The sequence below is a fragment of the Myxococcales bacterium genome, from assembly GCA_016717005.1.
Taxonomy (GTDB): domain Bacteria; phylum Myxococcota_A; class Polyangia; order Haliangiales; family Haliangiaceae; genus UBA2376.
The window spans coordinates 1-19,603 of the sequence record JADJUF010000027.1 but is presented as its reverse complement, the minus strand read 5'-3'; the positions used below and the strand labels follow the sequence as shown (position 1 = coordinate 19,603).

Annotated in this window: 18 protein-coding genes; 8 read left to right on the top strand and 10 right to left on the bottom strand. The window is 76.7% G+C overall.

The genetic code is table 11. The features are described 5' to 3' along the window. Nucleotides 1-81: 81 nt before the first annotated feature. Complete coding sequence (locus tag IPL61_22150) at nt 82-1,143, top strand: PrsW family intramembrane metalloprotease (GenBank protein MBK9033934.1); 1,062 nt, start codon at nt 82-84, stop codon at nt 1,141-1,143. 4 nt (nt 1,144-1,147) lie between these two features. Here the strand turns inward: IPL61_22150 and IPL61_22145 are convergent, their stop codons facing one another. From IPL61_22145 to IPL61_22110, 8 genes are all read right to left on the bottom strand, one after another. Then, the gene (locus IPL61_22145; protein ID MBK9033933.1) at nt 1,148-2,641 is read right to left on the bottom strand and encodes an amidase; all 1,494 of its coding nucleotides are present in this window, start codon (nt 2,639-2,641) and stop codon (nt 1,148-1,150) included. Between the two features lie 31 nt (nt 2,642-2,672). Further along, a complete protein-coding gene (locus tag IPL61_22140; GenBank protein MBK9033932.1) occupies nt 2,673-3,965 on the bottom strand; it encodes a 1-acyl-sn-glycerol-3-phosphate acyltransferase in 1,293 nt (430 codons plus the stop codon). Beyond that, nucleotides 3,958-4,998: a flippase-like domain-containing protein gene (locus tag IPL61_22135; GenBank protein MBK9033931.1), complete on the bottom strand. Its 1,041-nt coding sequence runs from the start codon at nt 4,996-4,998 to the stop codon at nt 3,958-3,960. Before IPL61_22135 ends, IPL61_22140 begins: the two co-directional genes overlap by 8 nt. Next, a complete protein-coding gene (locus IPL61_22130; GenBank protein ID MBK9033930.1) occupies nt 4,995-5,630 on the bottom strand; it encodes a hypothetical protein in 636 nt (211 codons plus the stop codon). Before IPL61_22130 ends, IPL61_22135 begins: the two co-directional genes overlap by 4 nt. Beyond that, the gene (locus IPL61_22125; protein ID MBK9033929.1) at nt 5,627-6,373 is read right to left on the bottom strand and encodes a glucose 1-dehydrogenase; all 747 of its coding nucleotides are present in this window, start codon (nt 6,371-6,373) and stop codon (nt 5,627-5,629) included. The genes IPL61_22130 and IPL61_22125 overlap by 4 nt, the downstream gene beginning before the upstream one ends. A 7-nt stretch (nt 6,374-6,380) precedes the next feature. After that, a complete protein-coding gene (locus tag IPL61_22120) occupies nt 6,381-7,277 on the bottom strand; it encodes a hypothetical protein (protein MBK9033928.1) in 897 nt (298 codons plus the stop codon). Further along, complete coding sequence (locus IPL61_22115; GenBank protein ID MBK9033927.1) at nt 7,274-8,236, bottom strand: phosphatidylserine decarboxylase family protein; 963 nt, start codon at nt 8,234-8,236, stop codon at nt 7,274-7,276. The genes IPL61_22120 and IPL61_22115 overlap by 4 nt, the downstream gene beginning before the upstream one ends. A 64-nt stretch (nt 8,237-8,300) precedes the next feature. Then, nucleotides 8,301-8,807, bottom strand: coding sequence for a DUF1993 domain-containing protein (locus IPL61_22110; GenBank protein MBK9033926.1), 507 nt, complete (start codon nt 8,805-8,807; stop codon nt 8,301-8,303). 95 nt (nt 8,808-8,902) lie between these two features. On the opposite strand from IPL61_22110, the gene IPL61_22105 reads away from it, so the two are divergent. From IPL61_22105 to IPL61_22090, 4 genes are all read left to right on the top strand, one after another. Further along, on the top strand, nt 8,903-10,579 hold the full coding sequence (locus tag IPL61_22105; GenBank protein ID MBK9033925.1) for a protein kinase: 1,677 nt from the start codon (nt 8,903-8,905) through the stop codon (nt 10,577-10,579). 11 nt (nt 10,580-10,590) lie between these two features. Beyond that, complete coding sequence (locus IPL61_22100; protein ID MBK9033924.1) at nt 10,591-12,027, top strand: carboxypeptidase regulatory-like domain-containing protein; 1,437 nt, start codon at nt 10,591-10,593, stop codon at nt 12,025-12,027. After that, nucleotides 12,024-13,880 carry a FecR domain-containing protein gene (locus IPL61_22095; GenBank protein MBK9033923.1) on the top strand — a complete coding sequence of 619 codons (1,857 nt, stop codon included), beginning with the start codon at nt 12,024-12,026 and terminating at the stop codon, nt 13,878-13,880. The genes IPL61_22100 and IPL61_22095 overlap by 4 nt, the downstream gene beginning before the upstream one ends. Nucleotides 13,881-14,098: 218 nt before the next feature. Continuing rightward, the gene (locus IPL61_22090; protein ID MBK9033922.1) at nt 14,099-14,659 is read left to right on the top strand and encodes a hypothetical protein; all 561 of its coding nucleotides are present in this window, start codon (nt 14,099-14,101) and stop codon (nt 14,657-14,659) included. On the opposite strand, the gene IPL61_22085 is transcribed toward IPL61_22090, so the two are convergent. Continuing rightward, nucleotides 14,649-15,140, bottom strand: a complete 492-nt coding sequence (locus tag IPL61_22085; protein ID MBK9033921.1) for a hypothetical protein — start codon at nt 15,138-15,140, stop codon at nt 14,649-14,651. The two genes, IPL61_22090 and IPL61_22085, sit on opposite strands and share 11 nt — an antisense overlap. Nucleotides 15,141-15,258: 118 nt before the next feature. Between IPL61_22085 and IPL61_22080 the strand changes: the two genes are divergently transcribed. Beyond that, complete coding sequence (locus tag IPL61_22080) at nt 15,259-16,134, top strand: M23 family metallopeptidase (protein MBK9033920.1); 876 nt, start codon at nt 15,259-15,261, stop codon at nt 16,132-16,134. 63 nt (nt 16,135-16,197) lie between these two features. On the opposite strand, the gene IPL61_22075 is transcribed toward IPL61_22080, so the two are convergent. Next, nucleotides 16,198-17,091: a 3-hydroxyacyl-CoA dehydrogenase family protein gene (locus tag IPL61_22075; GenBank protein ID MBK9033919.1), complete on the bottom strand. Its 894-nt coding sequence runs from the start codon at nt 17,089-17,091 to the stop codon at nt 16,198-16,200. Nucleotides 17,092-17,174: 83 nt separating this feature from the next. On the opposite strand from IPL61_22075, the gene IPL61_22070 reads away from it, so the two are divergent. Both IPL61_22070 and IPL61_22065 read left to right on the top strand, forming a co-directional pair. Further along, on the top strand, nt 17,175-18,842 hold the full coding sequence (locus IPL61_22070) for an FAD-binding oxidoreductase (protein MBK9033918.1): 1,668 nt from the start codon (nt 17,175-17,177) through the stop codon (nt 18,840-18,842). After that, nucleotides 18,839-19,603: FAD-binding oxidoreductase (locus tag IPL61_22065; GenBank protein ID MBK9033917.1), on the top strand; the 765-nt coding region annotated here is incomplete at its 3' end. The genes IPL61_22070 and IPL61_22065, both read left to right, overlap by 4 nt.

Below are 19,603 nucleotides of genomic sequence, written 5' to 3'. Positions count from 1 at the left end.
GTCGACGGCCGCGCCGCGGGCGGTCGGCCGCCGCCGTCGGTCGCGAACCCGCGGCCCGACAGATTCGCGTACACTGCCGCGGTGGGGATTCCACCGATCTACGTCGCGGCCGCGGGGGCGCTGCCGGCGCTGTTCGCGATGTGGTACTTCGACCGCCTCGACCGCAAGCGGCCCGAGCCGGCGAGCGTCCGGCGCCTGGTCGCGCTGTTCGGCGGCCTGTCGGTGATCCCGGTGCTGATCTTCGACGGCGTGCTCATGGGCGCCATGGGCGACCACCGCCCGCCCGAGTCGAGCTACGGCGGCGCGCTGTTCACGTCGTTCATCGTCGCCGCGCTGATCGAGGAGACCATGAAGGTGTGCGTGGTCTACGCCGTCGCGTGGGACCGCCGCTCCTACGACGAGCGCCTCGACGCGGTGGTCTACGGCGCCCGGGCCGGGCTGGGCTTCGCGCTGGTCGAGAACGTCTTCTACCTGCTCGGGCAGGTCGAGCTGAAGGGCCTGATCGTCACGTGGATCTTGCGCGCGGTGCTGGCGGTGCCGGGCCACGCGCTGTGGACCACGATCGCCTGCTCGGGCGCGACCCGCCGACGGTTCGACCAGCGCGGGCTCGGCGCGCTCGGCGGCCTGGCGCTCGCGGTGTTCTTGCACGGCAGCTACGACGCGGCGCTGTTCCTCGGTCAGCCGCTGACGCTCGACGGCAAGGAGCACATCGCCTACGCGCTGCTCGCCGTGCCGGTGCTGGTGATGGTCGCGTCGTGGTGGATCGTCAAGCGCTACGCACGCATCGCGCTCAAGCTCGATGACGAGGACGCCGCCAAGAAGCTCGGCGGGGTCCAGCAGCCGGCTGCGCCGCCGCAGGGCTACGCACCGCCGCAGGGCTATCCGCCGCCGCAGCCGGGCTACGCGCCGCAGCCGGGCTACGCGCCGACGGGCCATCCGCCGCAGGGCTATCCGCCGCCGCAGGGCTATCCGCCGCCGCAGGGCTATCCGCCGCCGCAGGGCTATCCGCCGCGTGCGCCGTACGGGTATCCCCCTGGCTATCCCTGGGCCGGGGGCTGGCCGCGCCAGCACCCATACGCGCCGCCGCAGGCGCCGCCGGGTCCGCCCGGTCCGCCGGTTCCGCCCGACGGCAAGCCCCGCTGAGCGCTCACGCCCCCGGCGGCCGACGGTCGGCCCACGGCCGCGCGACCTCGAGCTGCGACGCCAGCCGCAAGAGCGTCGCCTCGTCGCCGAAGCGCCCGACCAGCTGCACGCCGATCGGCAGGCCCTCGTGCCAGTGCAGCGGCACGCTGCACGCCGGCTGGCCGGTCACGTTCCAGACCGCGGTGAACGGCGTGAACGCCCACGCGCGCGCGGCCATCTGATCGAGCGCGCCGAGCTTGTGCAGCAGCTTGCCGATCGGCAGGCGCTGGGCCATGCGCAGCACCACCGCCTCGGACGCCTTGGGCTTGAGGGCGCCGATCGCCAGCGGCGGCTGCGCCAGGGTCGGCGTCAAGAACGCGTCGTACCGGGCGAACAGCGGCGCGACGTGGCGGGCCACCATCCGCAGCCGCCGGACCGCGAGCGCGAACTCGACCGCCGGCACCGCGTGGCCCATGCGCACCAGCACCGCGGTCTCCTTCTCGAGATCGCCGACCCGGGCCGTGCGCCCGAGCGTGGCCTCCCAGCCGGCGACGTCGGCCGCGACCTCGCCCACCAGCATCGTCAGGAAGTCGACCGCCATCTGCTCGGCGTCGAACTGCGGGTGATCCTCGACCACGTCGTGGCCGAGCTCGGTGAGCAGCGCCGCCGCGTCCTCGACCGCGCGCACGCACGCCGGATCGACCTCGGCCGGCAACAGCGCCGTGCGCGTGAACGCGATCTTGAGGCGGCCGGGCGGCGCGCCGACCTCCTCGAGGAAGCGCCGCGCCGGTGGCGGCGCCGCGTACGGGGCGCCGGCGTCCTCGCCGTGGGTGGCGTCGAGCATCGCCGCCGAGTCGCGGACGCTGCGCGTGAGCACGTGCTCGATCGCGCAGCCCTGCCAGGCCTCGCCGACGTCGGGGCCCAGCGGCGTGCGACCGCGGGTCGGCTTGAGCCCGAACAGGCCGCAGCACGACGACGGGATCCGGATCGAGCCGCCGCCGTCGCCGCCCGACGCCATCGGCACGAACCCGGCCGCGACCGCCGCGGCCGAGCCGCCGCTCGAGCCGCCGCACGTGCGCTCGAGGTTCCACGGGTTGCGGGTCGGCCCGAACCGCTCGGGCTCGGTCACCGGCACGATCCCGAACTCGGGCGTGCTGGTCTTGCCGAGGGTGATCACGCCCGACGCGCGGAACCGCTTGGTCAGCTCGCTGTCGTGGGGCGCGACCCAGGCGCCGGTCAGGCGCGAGCCCGAGGCCTGCGGCTCGCCGGCCCAGGTCGCCAGCAGGTCCTTGGCCAGGAACGGCACGCCGACGAACGGCGCGGCGCTGGTCACGTCGACCGCGTCGGCCTGCTTGCGCGCGGCGGCGTACATCGTGTGGATCACGGCGTTGAGGCGCGGGTTGCCGCGCTCGATCCGCGCGATCGCGCGATCGACCAGCTCGCGCGGGTGCACCGCGCGCGTGCGCACCAGCTCGGCGAGGCCGAGCGCGTCGTGGCGATCGTAGTCGGGCGAGGACATCGCCGCAGCGTCGGCCGTCCGCGCGGCGCCGTCAACCGGTCCCGGGCGCTGGCGCACCGACGTGGCGGGTGCGGTTGCCGTAGAACCAGGCCAGGCGCGGATCGATCAGCGCGATCGACGTGCCGGTGGCCTGCGCGATCGGGGCCGGGTGCCCGGCCCGCCACGCCGCCAGCGCGCCGGCGACGATCGCCGCCGGGTCGCGGTGCGGTCGCCAGCGCCGCCCGTCGGTCGGGTGCCGCGCGATCAGGGCCGCGACCGCGGCGACCGCGCGCTCGACCTCGGCCCGGGGCCAGCGCCGCGGCGCACCGGCGGCGACCTGCGGCTGGACCGGCCCGCCCGCGGCGACGCGCAGCTCGTCGAGCGCGCGCCCGAGCACGTGGGTGTCCAGGAACACCGCGCCGGCGCGGTACGCGGTCACCAGCGCGCCCGCGAGCGCGGCCGGCGTCGCCCGGCCCGCGGCCGCGAGCGGCGCGCCGACGCCGAGCACCGTGCGCTGATCGAGCGCGCGCAGCCGCCGGGCCGTCGCGGTCAGCCGACCGGGCACGAACAGCTCGTCGCCGACGACGCGCTCGTGGCCGCGGCCGCGCAGGTGGTAGTCGACCAGGTGCGCGGCCTCGAGCACGAGCTGGTGGTTGATCGTCAACGGCACCACCACGGCCGGCCGCCCGGCCGCGGCCGCGGCCCGCGTCGCCGCCGCGATCAGCCCCAGCCGCAGGCGCGCGTCGACGGTACCGGCCCGGTTGCGGGTGCCGCCCGGGAACACCACCAGCGGCACGCCGCGCTCGATCAGGGCCGCGAGGTACGCGGTCACGACCGCGAGGTAGCGCGGGCTGGTGCGGCCACGCTCGATCCGGAAGCCGCCGACCGCGCGCATCAGCGCGCCGACGACCGGGTTGCGGAACAGGTGCTCGCCGACCGGGTACGCGCACGGCGGCAGGCCCAGGCGCACCAGCGCCACGCCGACCGCGAGCGCGTCGAGGTTGGCGCCGTGGGTCGGCGCCAGGATCAGCGCGCGTGCGCGCGCCGCGGCGGTCAGGGCCGCGACCTCGCCGGTCAGCTCGAGCCGATCGTCGAGGGCGTCGAGCGCGTCGAGCGCGTCGCCCGGCGGCGTGTAGACCGCGCCCAGCAGCGGCCGCAGCGCCGCGGTCGCCGCGCGCCGCGCCCAGCCGCGGTAGCCGAGCGCCAGCTCGTCGAGGTAGCCGTCGATCCGCGCGGCGTCGTCGGCGCGGCGGTGCGCGGCCCCGGCGCCGACCCGGCGCCGCACCTGCCGGGCGATCGCGGCGCGGTCGCGGCGCGCACGCCCCAGCGCGTCGTCGTCACCCATCGGGGCTCCGGCGGCGCGCCGCCCGCGCCAGGATCTCGCCGACCCCGCCGACGATCAGCATGTACGGCGCCGCGAACACGATCTGCACGTACAGCGTCAGCCCGCGGAAGCACAGCACGAACGCGACCGCCTGGCCGTCGGCGACCAGCGGCCCGAAGAACGGCACCGCCATGGCCTCGGCGAAGCCGGCGCCGCCCGGCGTCGGGGCCAGGTACGTGAACGCCAGGTAGACGACCACCGCGCACACCGTCGCGACGTCGACCGCGCCGCCGAACGCGGTCATGAGCGCGACCCCGGCCGCGGTGGTCGCGCCGAAGAACGCCACGTGCGCGAGCGCCAGGCGCGCCAGCGGCGCCGCGCCGCCGGTGCGCAAGCGCGCCAGCCGATCGACCGCGTCGTGGGTGACGCGCTCGGCGGCCTCGACCCAGTGGGCGCCGCGGGCCCGGCGCCCGAGCCACCCGAACACCCGCGCGACCACGCGCTGGGCCGGGCGCGGCCGCACCGCCGCCAGCACCAGCGCCGCGCACAGCGCCGTGAACACCGCGCCCCCGAACACCACGGTCGCGACCAGGCGGCCGTCGTAGCGCGGCCCCAGGCCGAGCGCGACCATCGCCAGGGCGACCACCACCAGCACGGCGACGCCGGTGAACGCCTTGGCGAACGCGATCGCGACGGTCGCGTCCCAGGGCACGCCGCGCCGGCCCAGCATGTAGATCGTCGCCGGCACGCCGAAGGTCGAGCCCGGGGTCAGCCACGAGAAGAAGAAGTTGGCGACGCTGGTGTCGAGGGCGGCCCGCCACGGCACGGTCACGGCGATCGCCCGCCCGACCGCGCGGTAGCGGACCACGTCGGCGAGGTAGGTCGCGAGCGTGCCGGCGACGACCACCGCGATCGCCGCGGGCGCCAGCTCGGCGACCGCGGCCAGCTCGTGCCAGCCGATCGGCGCGCGCCACAGCGCCACCGCGACGCCGCCGATCGTGAGCGCCAGGAACGAGCAGCCGAACAGGATCAGGTGGCGCGCGCCTGGCGTCACCGCGCCACCGCCGCGCGCACCAGCGCCAGCAGCGCGGCGATCGCCGGCGCCGGGTCGTCACCGCCGTTGTCGATGATCGCGTGGGCCGGCGGCGCGGCCTCGGCCAGGCGCGCGGCCCGCTCGGCCGGATCGAGATCGGGCGAGCGCGCGGCCAGGCGCGCGGCGCGGACCGCCGACGGCGCCACGACCGCGACCACGAGCGCGTCGGCCAGCGCGTCGGGCGGGGTCAGCGCCGCCGCGGCGTCGACCAGCGCGGCGTTGCCCGAGTACACCAGCAGGCGCGCGCCGGGCGCGGCGACGAAGCCGTAGCGCTCGACCCGTCCGCCCAGCCGGCGCTGCCAGCTCGGGCGCAGCACGCCCGCGGCGACCTCGGCCGCGAACGCCGCGGCGTCGCGGTGCGCCGCCTCGGCCGGATGGTCGCCGCGCCGCGGCGGCCGGGTCACGCGCCGCTCGGGCACGACCACGCCGGCGATCGCGGCCGCGCGCACGCCGTCGACCAGCGTGGTCTTGCCCGCGCCCGAGCCGCCGATGATCGCGAGCGCGCGCGGCCGATCCGGCGCCGGCGCGCGCGGGCCCGCGATCATCGCCGGCACCTGCGCGCACAGCCGGTCGAGCCACGCGGGCGCGGTCATCGCGCGGTGTAGCCGCCGTCGACCGTCAGGGTCGTGCCGGTGACGAAGCTCGACGCCGCCGACGCCAGGAACAGCGCCGCGGGCCCCAGCTCCGGCGGCTGGCCCCAGCGCCCGAGCGGGATCGCCGCGAGCAGGTCGGCCCGGGCCGCGGCGTCGGCCATCGCGGTCTGGAACGGCCCCGGGCACAGCGCGTTGACCCGGATCTGGTCGGGCGCGAGCTCGACCGCGAGCGCGCGGGTCAGCGCCGCGAGCCCGCCCTTCGACGCGACGTAGGGCGAGCGCGCCGGCAGGCCGACGTGGGCGAACATCGACGCGACGTTGACGATGCGCCCGCCGCCGCCGGCGCGCATCGCCGGCGCGGCCGCGCGCGCGCCCAGCCACGCGCCGCGCAGGTTGGTGTCGAGCACCGCGTCCCAGTCGGCCGCGGTCAGCGCGGTCAGCGCGCCGCGGCGCGTGGTGCCGGCGTTGTTGACGAGCACGTCGAGCCGCCCGGCCGCGGCCGCGACCTCGGCGATCACCGCGGCGACCTGATCGGCGTCGGTCACGTCGAGCGCGACGCCGATGGCCGCGCGCCCGTGGGCCCGGGCCAGCTCGCCCGCGGCGGCCTCGGCCGCGGCCCGATCGCGGCTGGTCACCGCGACGGTCGCGCCGGCCTCGGCCAGCGCCTCGGCGATCGCGCGGCCCAGCCCGCGCGCGCCGCCGGTGACCAGCGCGACCTCGCCGTCGAGCCGGAACCGCGCCAGCGCCCCGTCAGCCACCGGCCCCGCCTCCGGTCATGACCGCCCGCGCCGCCGCCTGCCCGGCCGCGAGCCCCGCGGCCACCGCCAGCCGCGGCCGCGGCACCCCGTCGGCGTCCAGGCACGCGGTCCGCATGAACCCGGCGGCGAAGCCGTCGCCGGCGCCCAGCAACGTCCGGATCTCGGACGGATCGATCGGCGCCGGCGCGATCGCGTGGACGTCGAGCGCGCCGTCGAGCTTGTGGACCGCGATCGTCGGCTGGCCGCCGCCGCCGGTGACCACCCGGACCGCGTCGGCCCCGGTGGCGCGGGCCGCGAGCGCGCGCGCGCAGTCCGCCACCGACGCCGCGGGATCGCCGATCAGCGCCGCGGCCTCGCGGGCGTTGACGCACACCAGATCGAGCGCGGCCTCGAGCGCCGGCGCCACGTCGGCGCCGCCGCACCAGCCGACCCGGGCGCCGCGCGCGTGCGCCGCCGCGACCACGTCGGCCGCGAAGCCGGCCGGCAGCCGTCCGAGCACGTGCACCGCCGCCGCCGCGGTCGTCGCGCTCACCGCCGCCGCGCGCCAGGCCGCGTCGAGGCCCGCGCCCGGGTCGCGCAGGATCCGACACTGGCCGCCGGGATCGAGCACGACCGTCATCGGCAGCCAGCCGGCGCCGCTGGCGGCGAGCACCTCGAGCGTCGCGCCGGTCGGCACCTCGGCGGCCAGGCGCGCGCCCTCCCCCGCCGGCGCCACGGTCACGATCCGCACGGCCACCGAGCCCGCGAGCGTCCGCGCCGCGTTCCACGCGAAGCCGCCGGCCCGCACCGTCGACGGCGCATCGACCTTGCCCTTCCCGCCGGCCACCAGCGACGGCGCCACCGCCACCAGCACGTCCCAGTAGCTGCGGCTGTACAGCGCGACGGTCACGCGCCGCCCCCGAACCGCATCATCACGGTCTGGCCGGCGACCACGCGCTGGCCCACGGTCACCGCGACCTCGACCTCGGGGCCGGGCGTCACCAGCACGTCGGCGCGCGAGCCGTACTTGATCATCCCGTAGCGCACGCCCGGGCGCACGTCCTCGCCGACCGCCAGCCAGCACACCAGGCGCCGCGCCAGCGCGCCCGAGATCTGCTTGACCCGCACGATCCGGCCGCCGGGCTCCTCGAGATCGACCCAGAGCTGCTCGTTGACGCGCGCGCAGTCGCGGTGCCGCGCGTTGCGGAACCGGCCCGGGAAGTAGCGGATCGCGATCACCCGCGCCGCCCGCGGCGCCCGGTTGAGGTGCACGTCGTAGGGCGACAGGTACACGCTCACGCGCACCGCGCGCCCGCCGGGGAAGTCGGGATCGTCGACGGTGTGGACCTGGGTCACGACCCCGTCGCTGGGCGCGAGCAGCGCGTCGGGCGCCGCCGGCACCGCCCGCTCGGGATCGCGGAAGAAGTGCAGCCCGAACGCCAGCGCCGCGGCGACCGGCGCCAGCCCCAGCCACACCGGCCACGCGCCCGTCGACCGCGCCGCGATCACCACGGCCGCGGCCAGCGCGGCGCACGCGGCGACGGTCACGACCACCTCGGCCAGGCCGGCCCGGGCCAGGCCCAGGCGCGGTCGCCAGAACGCCTCGTCGTCGGGCCAGCGCTGACCGCACTGCGGCCGCACCAGCTTGAGGTCGCGCGGATCGATCGGCTGGTGGACGCAGGCCGGGCACGCGCCGACGCGGGCCGCGGCCGCGCGCCGCACGTAGCCCGGGCGCAGCCGCGTCAACATCGCCCGGCGCAGCCGCCGCCACCGCGCCTCGAGGTCGATGCACACGCCGCCGCCCGGCTGGATGCCCGTGAACGGCACCGCGTCGCCGATCCGTGGCCCGATCGCGTCCGGCTCGGTCACCCCTCGATCGGTACCACGTCCGCCCCCGGCGTCGGCAACGCCCGGCGCGCCCGACGCGCGCCGGTCACGGCTGCCGCTGGCTCAGCGCGCCCAGGTAGTCGCGCTTGCCGACCGCCACGCCGTTGTGGCGCAGGATCGCGTAGGCGGTGGTCAGGTGAAAGTTGAAGTTCGGCACGACGTGCTCGACGAAGTAGTCGGCGCCCGACATGACCTTGCCCTCCCAGCGAGGCTGGGTGATGACGCGGTCGGCGGTGTCGGCGAAGTCCGCCGGCGTGAACGTCCCGAGGTACGCGACCACCCCGTCGATCCGGGCGCGCAGGTCGGCGATCGTGCGCTCGTCGTCGGCGTGGGTCGGCGCCGGCTTGCCGGTCAGGCGCGAGGCCCCGAGCTTGGCGGTGTCGCACGCGACCTGGACCTGGCGCGCGAACGGGAACTGATCGGGCGCCAGCCGGAAGCCGAGGAACAGGTCGGGGTCGAACTTCTTGGCCTCGGCGTGGGCGGTCGCGCGATCGAGCCACGAGCCGAGCTGCGCCAGCTGCTTCCGCTGCTGGCCGAACATGTGATGGTACATGCGCGCACCTTAGGGCCCGCGCGTGAACAAGTCGATCGAGGATCGCGCCTCGGCCACGCACGCCGACGCCAGCCGCGGTATCCTCGGCCCCGGACATGGACGACGCCCTGGCGGCAGGCACCCGCGTCGGACGCTACGAGATCGTCCGACGGCTCGCGATCGGCGGGATGGCCGAGATCTACCTCGCGCGCATGACCGGCCTGGCCGGCTTCGCCAAGCACGTCGTGCTCAAGCGGATCCTGCCCAGCTACGCCAAGGACGCCGAGTTCGTCCGGATGTTCCTGAACGAGGCCCGCTACGCCGCCACGCTCGATCACCCGAACATCTCGCACGTCTACGATTTCGGCGAGGAGGGCGGCCTCTACTACTACGCGATGGAGTACCTGCACGGCGACGACTGCCGGGCGCTGCTCCGCGAGCTCGCGCACAAGCGCGCGCGCATGCCCGTGGCCCACGCCCTGACGATCGTCGTCGGCGCCGCCACCGGCTGCCACTTCGCCCACGAGCTGGTCGGCGACGACGGCCAGCCGCTGGGCCTGGTCCACCGCGACGTCTCGCCGTCGAACGTCGTCATCACCTACGCCGGCGCGGTCAAGCTGGTCGACTTCGGCATCGCCAAGGCCACGCAGCGCGAGGACGCGACCGCGGCCGGCGTGACCAAGGGCAAGATCGCCTACATGGCGCCCGAGCAGTGCCGGGCCGAGGCGCTCGACCGCCGCGTCGACGTCTACGCGCTCGGCGTCCTGCTCTACGAGCTGACCACCCAGCGCCGGGCCTTCACCGCCGACAACGACGCCGCGATCATCTGGGCGGTGATGTCGGGCTCGGTGACCTGGCCCACCCAGCTCGATCCCGAGTACCCGCCCGCGCTCGAGGAGATCGTCAAGCGCGCGATGCACTTCGACCGGGCCCAGCGCTACGCCACCGCCCGCGATCTGGCCGAGGCGCTCGAGGCCTACGCCCACGCCCACGGCCACACGCTGGCGCCGTCGCGGCTGGCCGAGTTCTTCACCGAGACCATGGGCGCGCGGCCCGAGCCGTGGCGCGATCGGCCCGAGTCCAGCGACGGCCGGGCGTCGACCGCGACGCCGTCTCCCTCCGCCAGCACCTCGATCCTGACCAGGTCCTCGGACGTGCCGACGTCCACGCCGCCGGGGTTCGTGCGCGCGCCGCTGGCGCCGGCGCCCACCACCGACGCGACGCCGATGGCGACGCCGGCGCCGCCGACGCGCGCCGCCCGCACCCCGTGGATCGTCGCCTCGGTCACCGTGCTCGTGGCCGGGGCCGCCGTCGCCTACGCCCTGAGCCGCCGCGGCGACGACGCGGGCGCGGCCCCGGTGACGATGGTGACCGAGCGCGGCACCGCCAGCGTCGAGCTCCTCGACGGCGGCCCCGCGGTCGCGCCGCCGGTCGTCGAGGTCGACGCCGGGCCAGCGGCGCCCGCGCCCGACGCGGCGGTCCGGGCCCGGCCGCCCAGCCGCCCGCCCCCGGCCGCTGGCGATCCGCTGTCGGCGGCGTTCGAGCGCCGCCAGGGCGAGGTGTCCGCGTGCGTCCAGCGGCACGCGACCCCCGACACCGCGCCGGCGCAGATCGTGCTCCGGTTCGAGATCGACGCGCGCGGCACGCCGACCAAGGTCGACGTGATGCCGGCGGCCGTGGCGGCCACCCCGCTCGGCGCGTGCGTCGCCAGCGTCGGGCGCGCCACGAAGTTCCCGGCCCAGGCGGCGCCGACCGCGTTTCGCATCGCGGTCGCCGTCAAGCAACATCCGTAGCCAGAGGCCCCATGTCCCCACGCTCGATCGCGCTGTCCATCCTGCTCGCCACCGCCGCGGTCATCGCGCCCGCGGCCGCTGACGACGGGATCCCCGCGCTCGGGCGCGTGCGCGCGATCGGGCCCGGCCCGACGTTGTCGGCGGCGCTGGCCTCGGGCTACGGCTTCACCGGCGACGTGCTCGCGCAGGACGATCGCCACCACCGCGCCAGCGGCGACGTCGTCGTCGCGGTCCGCGCGCTGCCGTGGCTCGAGCTGACCGGCCGCCTGGCCGGCCGCTACGATCTCCACACCGGCGGCGTCAACGACGACGGCCTGATCGGCGATCCGCGCCTCGGCGTCACCGTCGGCGGCGCGCTCGGCGCTGGCGACGCGCTCGCCCTGCGCCTGGGCGTGTGGCTGCCGGGCGCCGACGCCCCGTCGGTCGAGCCCGCGGCCGCGACCGTCGACGCCAGCGTGGTCTACACCCGCACGGTCGGCGCCACCGCCATCACCGCGACCGCCGGCTTCCGCTACGACAACTCGACCGAGTCGGTCGACGCCGCGACGCTGTCCGCGTCCGATCGCCTGGGCCTCGGGCTGTCCGACGCCAACGCCGCCCTGATCGGGCTCGGCGTCAACCACCGGGCCGCGGCCTGGCAGTGGTTCGGCGAGCTCTCGGGCGAGGTGCTGATCGGCGACGGCGCGCCGGCGACGCTCGCGAGCCCGCTGCGGGCCGGCGTCGGCGTGCGCCGCGCGCTCGATCGCTCGCTGACCCTCGAGGGCCTGGTCGAGCTCGGGCTGAGCCAGCGCCCCGACCTGATGGCGCTCGCGCCCGACCAGCTCGTCGACGTCGAGCCGCGGGTGGCCATCGCGATCGGCCTGGCCTGGCGCCCGGCGCCGCCGCGGCCCACGGTGATCGCGCCGCCGCCGCCGCCGCCGCCGATCGACGAGCCGCCGCCGCCGCCGCCGCTCCCGACCACCGGGCCGCTGACCGGCCGGGTCCTCGACGACAGCGGCGCGCCGCTGCCCGACACGACGATCACGATCGGCGGCGCCACGCTGCTCACCGGCGACGACGGCACGTTCGCCGCGCCCGACCTCGGCGTCGGCGCGGTCGAGATCGCCGCCGAACGCGGCGGCTACGAGCCGGCCCAGGCCACCGTGACGATCGTCGGCGGCGTCGGCGCCACGGTCGAGCTGGTGCTGGTGCGGATCAAGCCCAACTCGCAGATCCGCGGGCTGGTCCGCGACTTCGGCGGCAAGGGCCTGGCGGCGAAGGTCCGCATCGAGCCGATCGGGCTCGACGTCACCTCGGCCGCCGACGGCTCGTTCGCGGTCGACGTGCCGCCCGGCACGTACACGGTCACGGTGACCCTGCCCGGGTACCGCAGCCAGAAGAAGACCGCGGTCGTGGTCGAGGGCGGCGTGCCGATCCTCAACATCGAGCTGGTGAAGGGCCGGCGATGATCCGGCCCGGCGCGGCGTTGCTCGCCGGCGCGCTCGCGGTGGTCGCGGTGGTCGCGGTGGTCGCGGTGGTCGCGTGCAAGAGCCAGCGCGCGGCCCCGGTGGCCACGCTGGCCGAGGGCCAGGGCGCGGTCACCCGCGAGCACGGCGGCGCCGACGCCGCGGCGCCGCTGGGCCAGCCGTTCGTCCTCGGCGACGCGGTCCGCACCGGCGCCAGCGCCTGGGCCCGGCTGCAGCTCCGCGGCGGGCCGATCGTGCGGCTCGGCGCCGACAGCATGGTCCGGTTCGTCGCGGCCGGCACCCGGCTCGAGCGCGGCGAGGCCGCGGCCGAGGGCCAGCCGATCACGATCATCACCGAGGCCGGCGTCGCGGTCATCGAGGCCGGCGGCACGCTGCGCGCGGTCAGCGCCGACGGCACGATCCGGTTCGAGGTCTCGATCGGCCGCGCGGTGATCCAGCGCGACGACGGCCCGGTCACGCTCGAGGCCGGCGGCCAGCTCGTCGTCGCGATCGGCGGCGCGGTGATCGAGCAGCTCGGCCCGGCGCCCGCGGACCCGCCGCCGCCGCCGCCACCGCCGCCGGTCGCGGCCACCGATCTCACGGCCACCGTGCGCGGCAAGGGCGTGACCGCGCGCACCGGCGCCGCGGCGCCGCGGCCGGTGCCCGCCGGCGTCGCCCAGGTCGCCGCCGGCGACACGATCAAGCTGCCCAAGGGCGCGACCCTCGAGCTGGCGCGCGGCAACGACGTCGCCACCGCGGTCGGCCCGGCCGAGCTGACGATCGGCGCGCCCGGCGGCCCGATCGCCAGCGGCGTCACCGGCACGACGACCGTGCGCGCGCGCGACGCCGAGGTCGCGGTCGCCGTGCCCGGCGGCGCGATCGTCGTGCCCGCCGGCGGCGCCGCCGCGATCTCGATCGGGCGCGCCGAGACCCTGGCGCGGATCGAGCGCGGCGACGTGGCGATCGACGGCGACGTCAGCGACGCCAGCGCGCGCCCGGGCGAGACCGGCGTGCACGCGCGCACCGGCGAGGCCTCGGTCCGCGACCCGGTGCCGACCCGCTTCGACGTCGAGGTCGCGCCCGGCGAGGGCGCGGTCATCCACGACCCCAGCAAGAAGGTCGCGGTCCGGATCGACTTCGCGGCGCTGTGCGGCGGCCCCGGCGTGGTCGAGCTGGCCGACGCCCGGGGCTCGTTCGCGGCGCCCCGGCGCATGGGCGGCGCCACCGGCGCGGGCTTCTTCGCTGGCGCCGGCGCCACCCGCTACAAGGTCCGCTGCGACAGCGGCGCCAGCAAGGCCGGCTCGGTGCGCGTCGCCGGCGACACCGGCGCGGCGCCGGTGGTGCGGACCGCGCCGACCAACGACATCGAGGCCGACGGCCGCAAGTACATGGTCAGCTACCAGAACCGCATCCCGCAGATCACGATCCGCTGGCGCGAGGTCAAGGGCGCGTCGACGCTCAAGGTGCAGCCGGCCAAGGGCCCGGCCCAGACCTTCACCGCCACCGGTGGCGCCCACGTGCTCGCGCCCGGCAGCCTGCCCGAGGGCAGCTACACGTTCTACGTCGTGTCCGGAACCCGGACGTCGCCGCCGACGACGCTCACGATCGACTTCGACAACGCCGCGCCGACCGCGCAGATCACGACGCCGCCGCCCCACGCCGCGTGGCCCGATCCGCTGACCGTCGCCGGCGTGACCGCCGAGGGCTGGAGCGTCGCCGTCGACGGCAAGCCGGCCAGCCGCGACGGCAGCGGCCGCTTCCGCGCCGAGGTCGCCACCGCCGGCAAGGACGCGATCGCGATCCGGCTGGCCCACCCGCAGCACGGCGTCCACTACTACCTGCGCCGCCGCCGGTAGCGCGCCGGCACGATCGCGGATCCCGATCCGGATCCCGATTCCGTTCCCGTTCCCGACCCCGATCCCGATCCCGATTCCGATTCCGATCCCGATCCCGATCCCGTCCGATTGTTCCTGTTCCTGTTCCCGTTCCCGTTCCCGTTCCCGTTCCCGTTCCCGTTCCCGTTCCCGTTCCCGTTCCCGTTCCCGTTCCCGTTCCCGTTCCCGTTCCCGTTCCCGTGACCCGCCTGCCCGCCGCCCTCGCCGACGTGGCCGCGCCGACGCTGGCCGCCCCCGACGGCTGGCGCGTCGACGACGACGTCCGCGCGGCGGTGCGCGCGCTCCTGCGCCACGGCGGCTACAAGCCCGCGGGCCGCGGCAAGCCCGCGTCGGAGTACCTGATCGCGGCCCAGGCCGAGGGCCGGTTCCCGCAGGTCAACCCGGTCGTCGACGCGTGCAACCACGTGTCGCTGTGGACCGGCCTGCCGATCAGCGTGGTCGACGTCGACCTCGGCCGCGGCCCGTGGGCGATCGCGGTGTGCCGGCCGGCCACGACCTACGTGTTCAACCCGTCGGGCCAGACCATCGACGCGTCGGGCCTGCTGGCGCTGCACGACGTCGACGGCCCGTGCGGCACGCCGGTCAAGGACGCGCAGCGCACGAAGACCCACGCCGGCACCCGCGTGACCCTGTCGATCGTGTGGGGCTCGACCGCGCTGCCCGGGCGCGCCGCGCGGGCGACCGCCTGGTACCGCGCGCTGGCCGCGCAGCTCGGCGCGGTCGAGGACGTCACGACGTGAGCGCGGACGGGTCGGCGCGCTTCACGGTCAACGTCGCCACCGCCGCCGCCGCCGCCGCCGCCACCGCGCCCGCGAACAAGAGCGCCCCACGGCCGGTGGTCCCGCCCGGGATGTCGGGGCGCAGCAGGTAGAACCCGGCCGCGGCCGCCCCGGCCGTGATCGTGGCGATCGCGGTCACCGCCGCCGCCAGGCGACCCGGCCGTCGGGCCGCGAGCGACCCGGCGAGCGCCAGGCACACCAGCGCCGCGCACAGCCCGCCGGCGTAGGTCGCGATGCCGACGCGCTCCCAGGCGCCCGAGCCGCCGGTCCACGCGAGCGTGCTGAACTGACAGTCGCCGCCGAAGCAGCGCTCGGTCGAGATCGGGCCGACGTGGATGTCGGGGCCCAGGCTCCACCAGCGCCCGCCCTCGACCGACATCGCGAAGCCCGCCGCCGCCGCCAGCGCGAGCGCGATCGTCAACACCCGGCGAGCCAGCGACATCGCGGCATTGTGGCCAGCCATCGCCGCGACGCAACCCCGATCCGCCTACATCGGCGCCGTCGATTTCGGCCACCTCGGGTTGATCACCTACATCGCCGCGGCGAAGACTCGTCGGTCGATGGTCTCCGTCCGCACGCTCAGCGCCGTGACCCTCGGTGTGGCCCTCGCCACCACCGCGGCGCCGGCCCGCGCGGTCCCGGACGGGGCGGCCGCCGCGCCCGCCGACGTCGTCGCCTCGGTCGATCGCGTGACCGCGCAGCTCGCCGCCTGGATGACGCTGCCGCCGACCCGCGCCGCGTGGACCGTCACCCTCGCGCAGCTGCCGCTCGAGCTGGTGGTGCGCACCCGCGACGCCCTCGCCGCGATCACCGATCGCGCCCCGGCGGTCCTGGCGCTCCTGCCGGCGCCCGCGATCCCCGACCTGACGATCCTCGCCACCTCGCCCGTGCCCGGCGCCGAGAACTCCGGCTTCGGCTGGCGTCGCCATCCGATCCTCCGCTACGTCAAGTTCCACAAGGGCACCGACTTCCGCGCCGATCGCGGCACGCCGGTCTACGCCGCCGGCACCGGCGTCGTCGCGTTCGCCGGCGTCAAGGGCGGCTACGGCAAGGTCATCTTCCTCGATCACGGCGGCGGCGTCGTCACGCGCTACGCCCACCTGTCGTCGATCGACGTCAAGGTCGGCCTCGCGGTCGCCGGCAACACCCGCATCGGGCGGGTCGGCTCGACCGGCCGCGCCACCGGCCCGCACCTGCACTTCGAGGTCCGCCTCGACGGCCGCGCGGTCGATCCCAACGTGGCGATGCAGGTCGCGCTGCTGCAGCGCACCGATCCGATGGCCGCGCGCCTGGCCGCGTGGTCGCTCACGCCCGCGGCCCAGGACCAGAAGATCGATCGCCACGACCCCGCGCACGGGCGCCCCGGCGCGCGCGATCGCAAGCACGGTCGGCCCGAGCGGCGCCACGCGCCCCGCCGCGATCGCAACCGCGTCTGACCGGGCCGGCTGATCGGCCGCGTCCGGCTGAGGCGCGCCGGATCGGCTGACCGAGCGCGGCCCTCAGGCGCGCTTGCCGTCGACCCAGCGGTAGAAGCCCTGGCCGGACTTCTTGCCGAGCGTGCCCGCGGCGACCATGCGCCGCAGCAGCTCGGGCGGCTCGAAGCTGACGCCGAGCGCGTCCGCCAGGTACTCGGCGATGCCGAGCCGCACGTCGAGCCCGACCAGATCGGTCAGCTCGAGCGGCCCCATCGGGTGGCCGTAGCCCAGCTTCATCGCGGTGTCGACGTCCTCGACCGTGGCGACGCCCTCCTCGACCATGCGGATCGCCTCCATGCCCAGCGCGATGCCGAGCCGGCTCGACGCGAACCCGGGGCTGTCCTTGACGGTGATCGGGGTCTTGCCCCAGCGCTCGGCCAGCGCCACGGCGGTCGCGACCGCGCTGGCGTCGGTGCCGGCGTGGCGCACGACCTCGACCAGCTTCATCAGGTGGACCGGGTTGAAGAAGTGCATGCCCACCACGCGGGCGGGATCGGCGACCGCGCCGGCGATCCCCGCCAGCGACAGCGACGAGGTGTTCGAGGCCAGGAGCGCGTGCGCCGGCGCGGCCTGATCGAGCTCGCGGAACAACCGCTGCTTGAGCTCGAGCTGCTCGGGCACCGCCTCGATGACCAGGTCGACCTCGGCCGCGGCCGCGGCGAGGTCGCCGGTCGCGGTCAGGCGCCCCAGCGCCGCGTCCTGGGCCTCGCCGGTCAGCTTGCCCAGCGCCACGCCCTTGCCGAGGTTGGCCACCACCTTGGCGCGCCCGGCCTCGGCCGCCGCCGCGGTCACGTCGTAGAGCCGCACCTCGTGGCCGGCCAGCGCGGCGACGTGCGCGATCCCGTGGCCCATGGTGCCGGCGCCGATCACGGCGATCCGGTGGATGCGTTCGGCGGCGAAGCGGTCGGCGCTGGTCATGGCGCGACCTTCGATCGCCGGCCGGCGTGACGCAAGCCCCGCGCGCCCTTGCACGGTCGGGCCGCCCCCCGTAACGTCGCGCCATGGTCGCCGACGCCGACCGCGTCCGCCGCGAGCTCGAAGCCATCGTCGGGCCGCGCCGCGTGTCGTTGCGCCCGGGCGACCTCGACACCTACGCGCGCGACATGTGGCCACGGCTGCTGCTGGCCCGCCGCGCCGGCGCGCCGCCGGCGTCGCTGCCGACCGCGGTGGTGTGGCCCGAGACCGTGCGCGAGGTCGCGGCGATCGTCCGGGCCGCCCGCGCCCTGGGCGTGCCGATCATCCCCTACGGCGGCGGCTCGGGCGTGTGCGGCGGCGTCGTGCCGGTGTTCGGCGGGATCACCGTCGACACCAAGCGCATGGCCGCGCTGCGCGGGATCCGCGGCACCGACCACGTCTGCGACGTCGAGGCCGGGCTGTCGGGCGAGCGGTTCGAGCGCGAGCTGGCCCGGCGCGGCTACACGTTCGGCAACTTCCCGTCGTCGATCTACTGCTCGACCGTGGGCGGCTGGCTGGCCACCCGCGCCGCCGGCCAGCTCTCGACCAAGTACGGCAAGGTCGAGGATCGGGTCGCGGGCCTGACCATGGTCACCGGCACCGGCGAGGTGGTCGACACCGACGGCCCACGCCGCGCGCTCGGCGGCCCCGACTGGACCCAGCTCGTGCTCGGCAGCGAGGGCACGCTCGGGATCATCACCTCGGCCCGGCTGCGGCTGGCGTCGGCGCCGCAGCTGCGCGTGTTCCGCGGGTTCGAGGTCGACAACGTCGCCGCCGGGGTCGAGGCGCTGCGGCGGGTGCTGCAGCGCGGGCTGCGCCCGTCGGTCGTCCGCCTGTACGACGAGCTCGACACGTTCGTGAACAGCTTCAGCGGCCACCACCACGATCAGGCCGCCGCCGACTTCGCGCACACCCACGCGCCGGCGCCGCTGCCGGGCGAGGGCTCGCTGCCGCCGCTGCCGCCGCCGCCGCGGCCGACCGACGACGACGGCCCGCTCGAGCGGCTGATGCGCCTGGCCCGGCGCAAGAAGGACGGCCTGCGCGGCGACGCCTTCACCGCGCTGCTCGATCGCCCGCGCCTGATCAACAGCGTCGTCGGCGCGGTCGCCGAGAAGATCGCGCGCAAGGGCTGCAAGCTGATCATCGGGCTCGAGGGCGCGCGCCTGCGCACCGAGGTCGAGGCCGCGCTGACGTTCGCCGAGCTCGAGCGCGCCGGCGCCCGCGATCTGGGCGAGGAGCCGGGCCGGGCCTGGCTCGCGCGCCGCTACGCCGTCAGCTACAAGATGTCGCCGGTGTTCCGCGACGGCGCGTTCGTCGACACGATGGAGGTCGCGACCCGCTGGAGCCAGCTCCTGGACCTCTACTACTCGGTCCGCGCCGCGATCGGCCGCCACGCCGTGGTCATGGCCCACTTCTCCCACGCCTACACCGAGGGCTGCTCGATCTACTTCACGTTCGCGGCCCACGCCGAGGATCGCGCGGCCAGCGAGCGCCGCTACGACGCGATCTGGCGCGACGGCCTCGAGGCCGCGACCCGGGTCGGCGCCACGATCAGCCACCACCACGGCGTCGGGCTCTTGCGCGCGCCGTTCATGGCCGGCGAGCACCGCGAGGCCATGGCGATCCTGACCGCGCTCAAGCACAGCTTCGATCCCGACGACGTCATGAACCCCGGCAAGCTCGGGCTGACCTCGCGGCGGGGGCGCGCGCCGTGACGCTCACCGCCGAGCTGGCGCGGCTGGTCGGGGCCGAGCACGTGCGCGCCGTGCCGGGGCAGCCGGCCTGGATCGTCACGCCGGCGTCGCCGGCCGAGGTCGCCGACGTCATCCGCACCGCCGCCGACGCCGGCGCCGCGGTCGTGCCGGTCGGCGCCGGGTTCCGGGCGGCGCGGGTCCGCGCGCTGGGCGAGCGCCCGCGCGTGCACATCGCCACCGAGCGCCTCGATCAGGTGGTGCAGCTCGACGAGACCTCGCTCCTGTGCGACGTGCAGGCCGGGCTCACCGGGCTCGCGCTCGAGCAGGTGCTGGCCCCGCGCGGGCTGTCGATCGGCGACTACCCGCCCGGCATCCTGGCCTCGTCGATCGGCGGGCTGATCGGCGTGCGCACCCCGGGCAAGTCGTCGGCGCGCCACGGCTTCTTCGACGAGGCGGTCGCGGGCGTGTCGGCGGTCCTGGCCGACGGCCGCACGATCCACACCCGGGTCGCGCCGCGGCGCTCGACCGGCCCCGACCTGGCGCGCGCGCTGTGCGGCAGCGAGGGCACGCTCGGGTTCATCACCGGCGCGACGCTGCGCCTCCACCGTCGGGCCGAGGCGCGGCTGCTGGCCGCGTTCATCCTGCCCACCGTCGACGCCGCGATCGCCGCCGCGTTCCTCGCGATGCGCGAGGAGTGCGCGCCGGCCGGGCTGCGCATCGTCGACGCGGTCGAGGCCCGGGCCCACTTCCCCGAGGTCGCGCTGGCCCCGGGCGAGGCCATC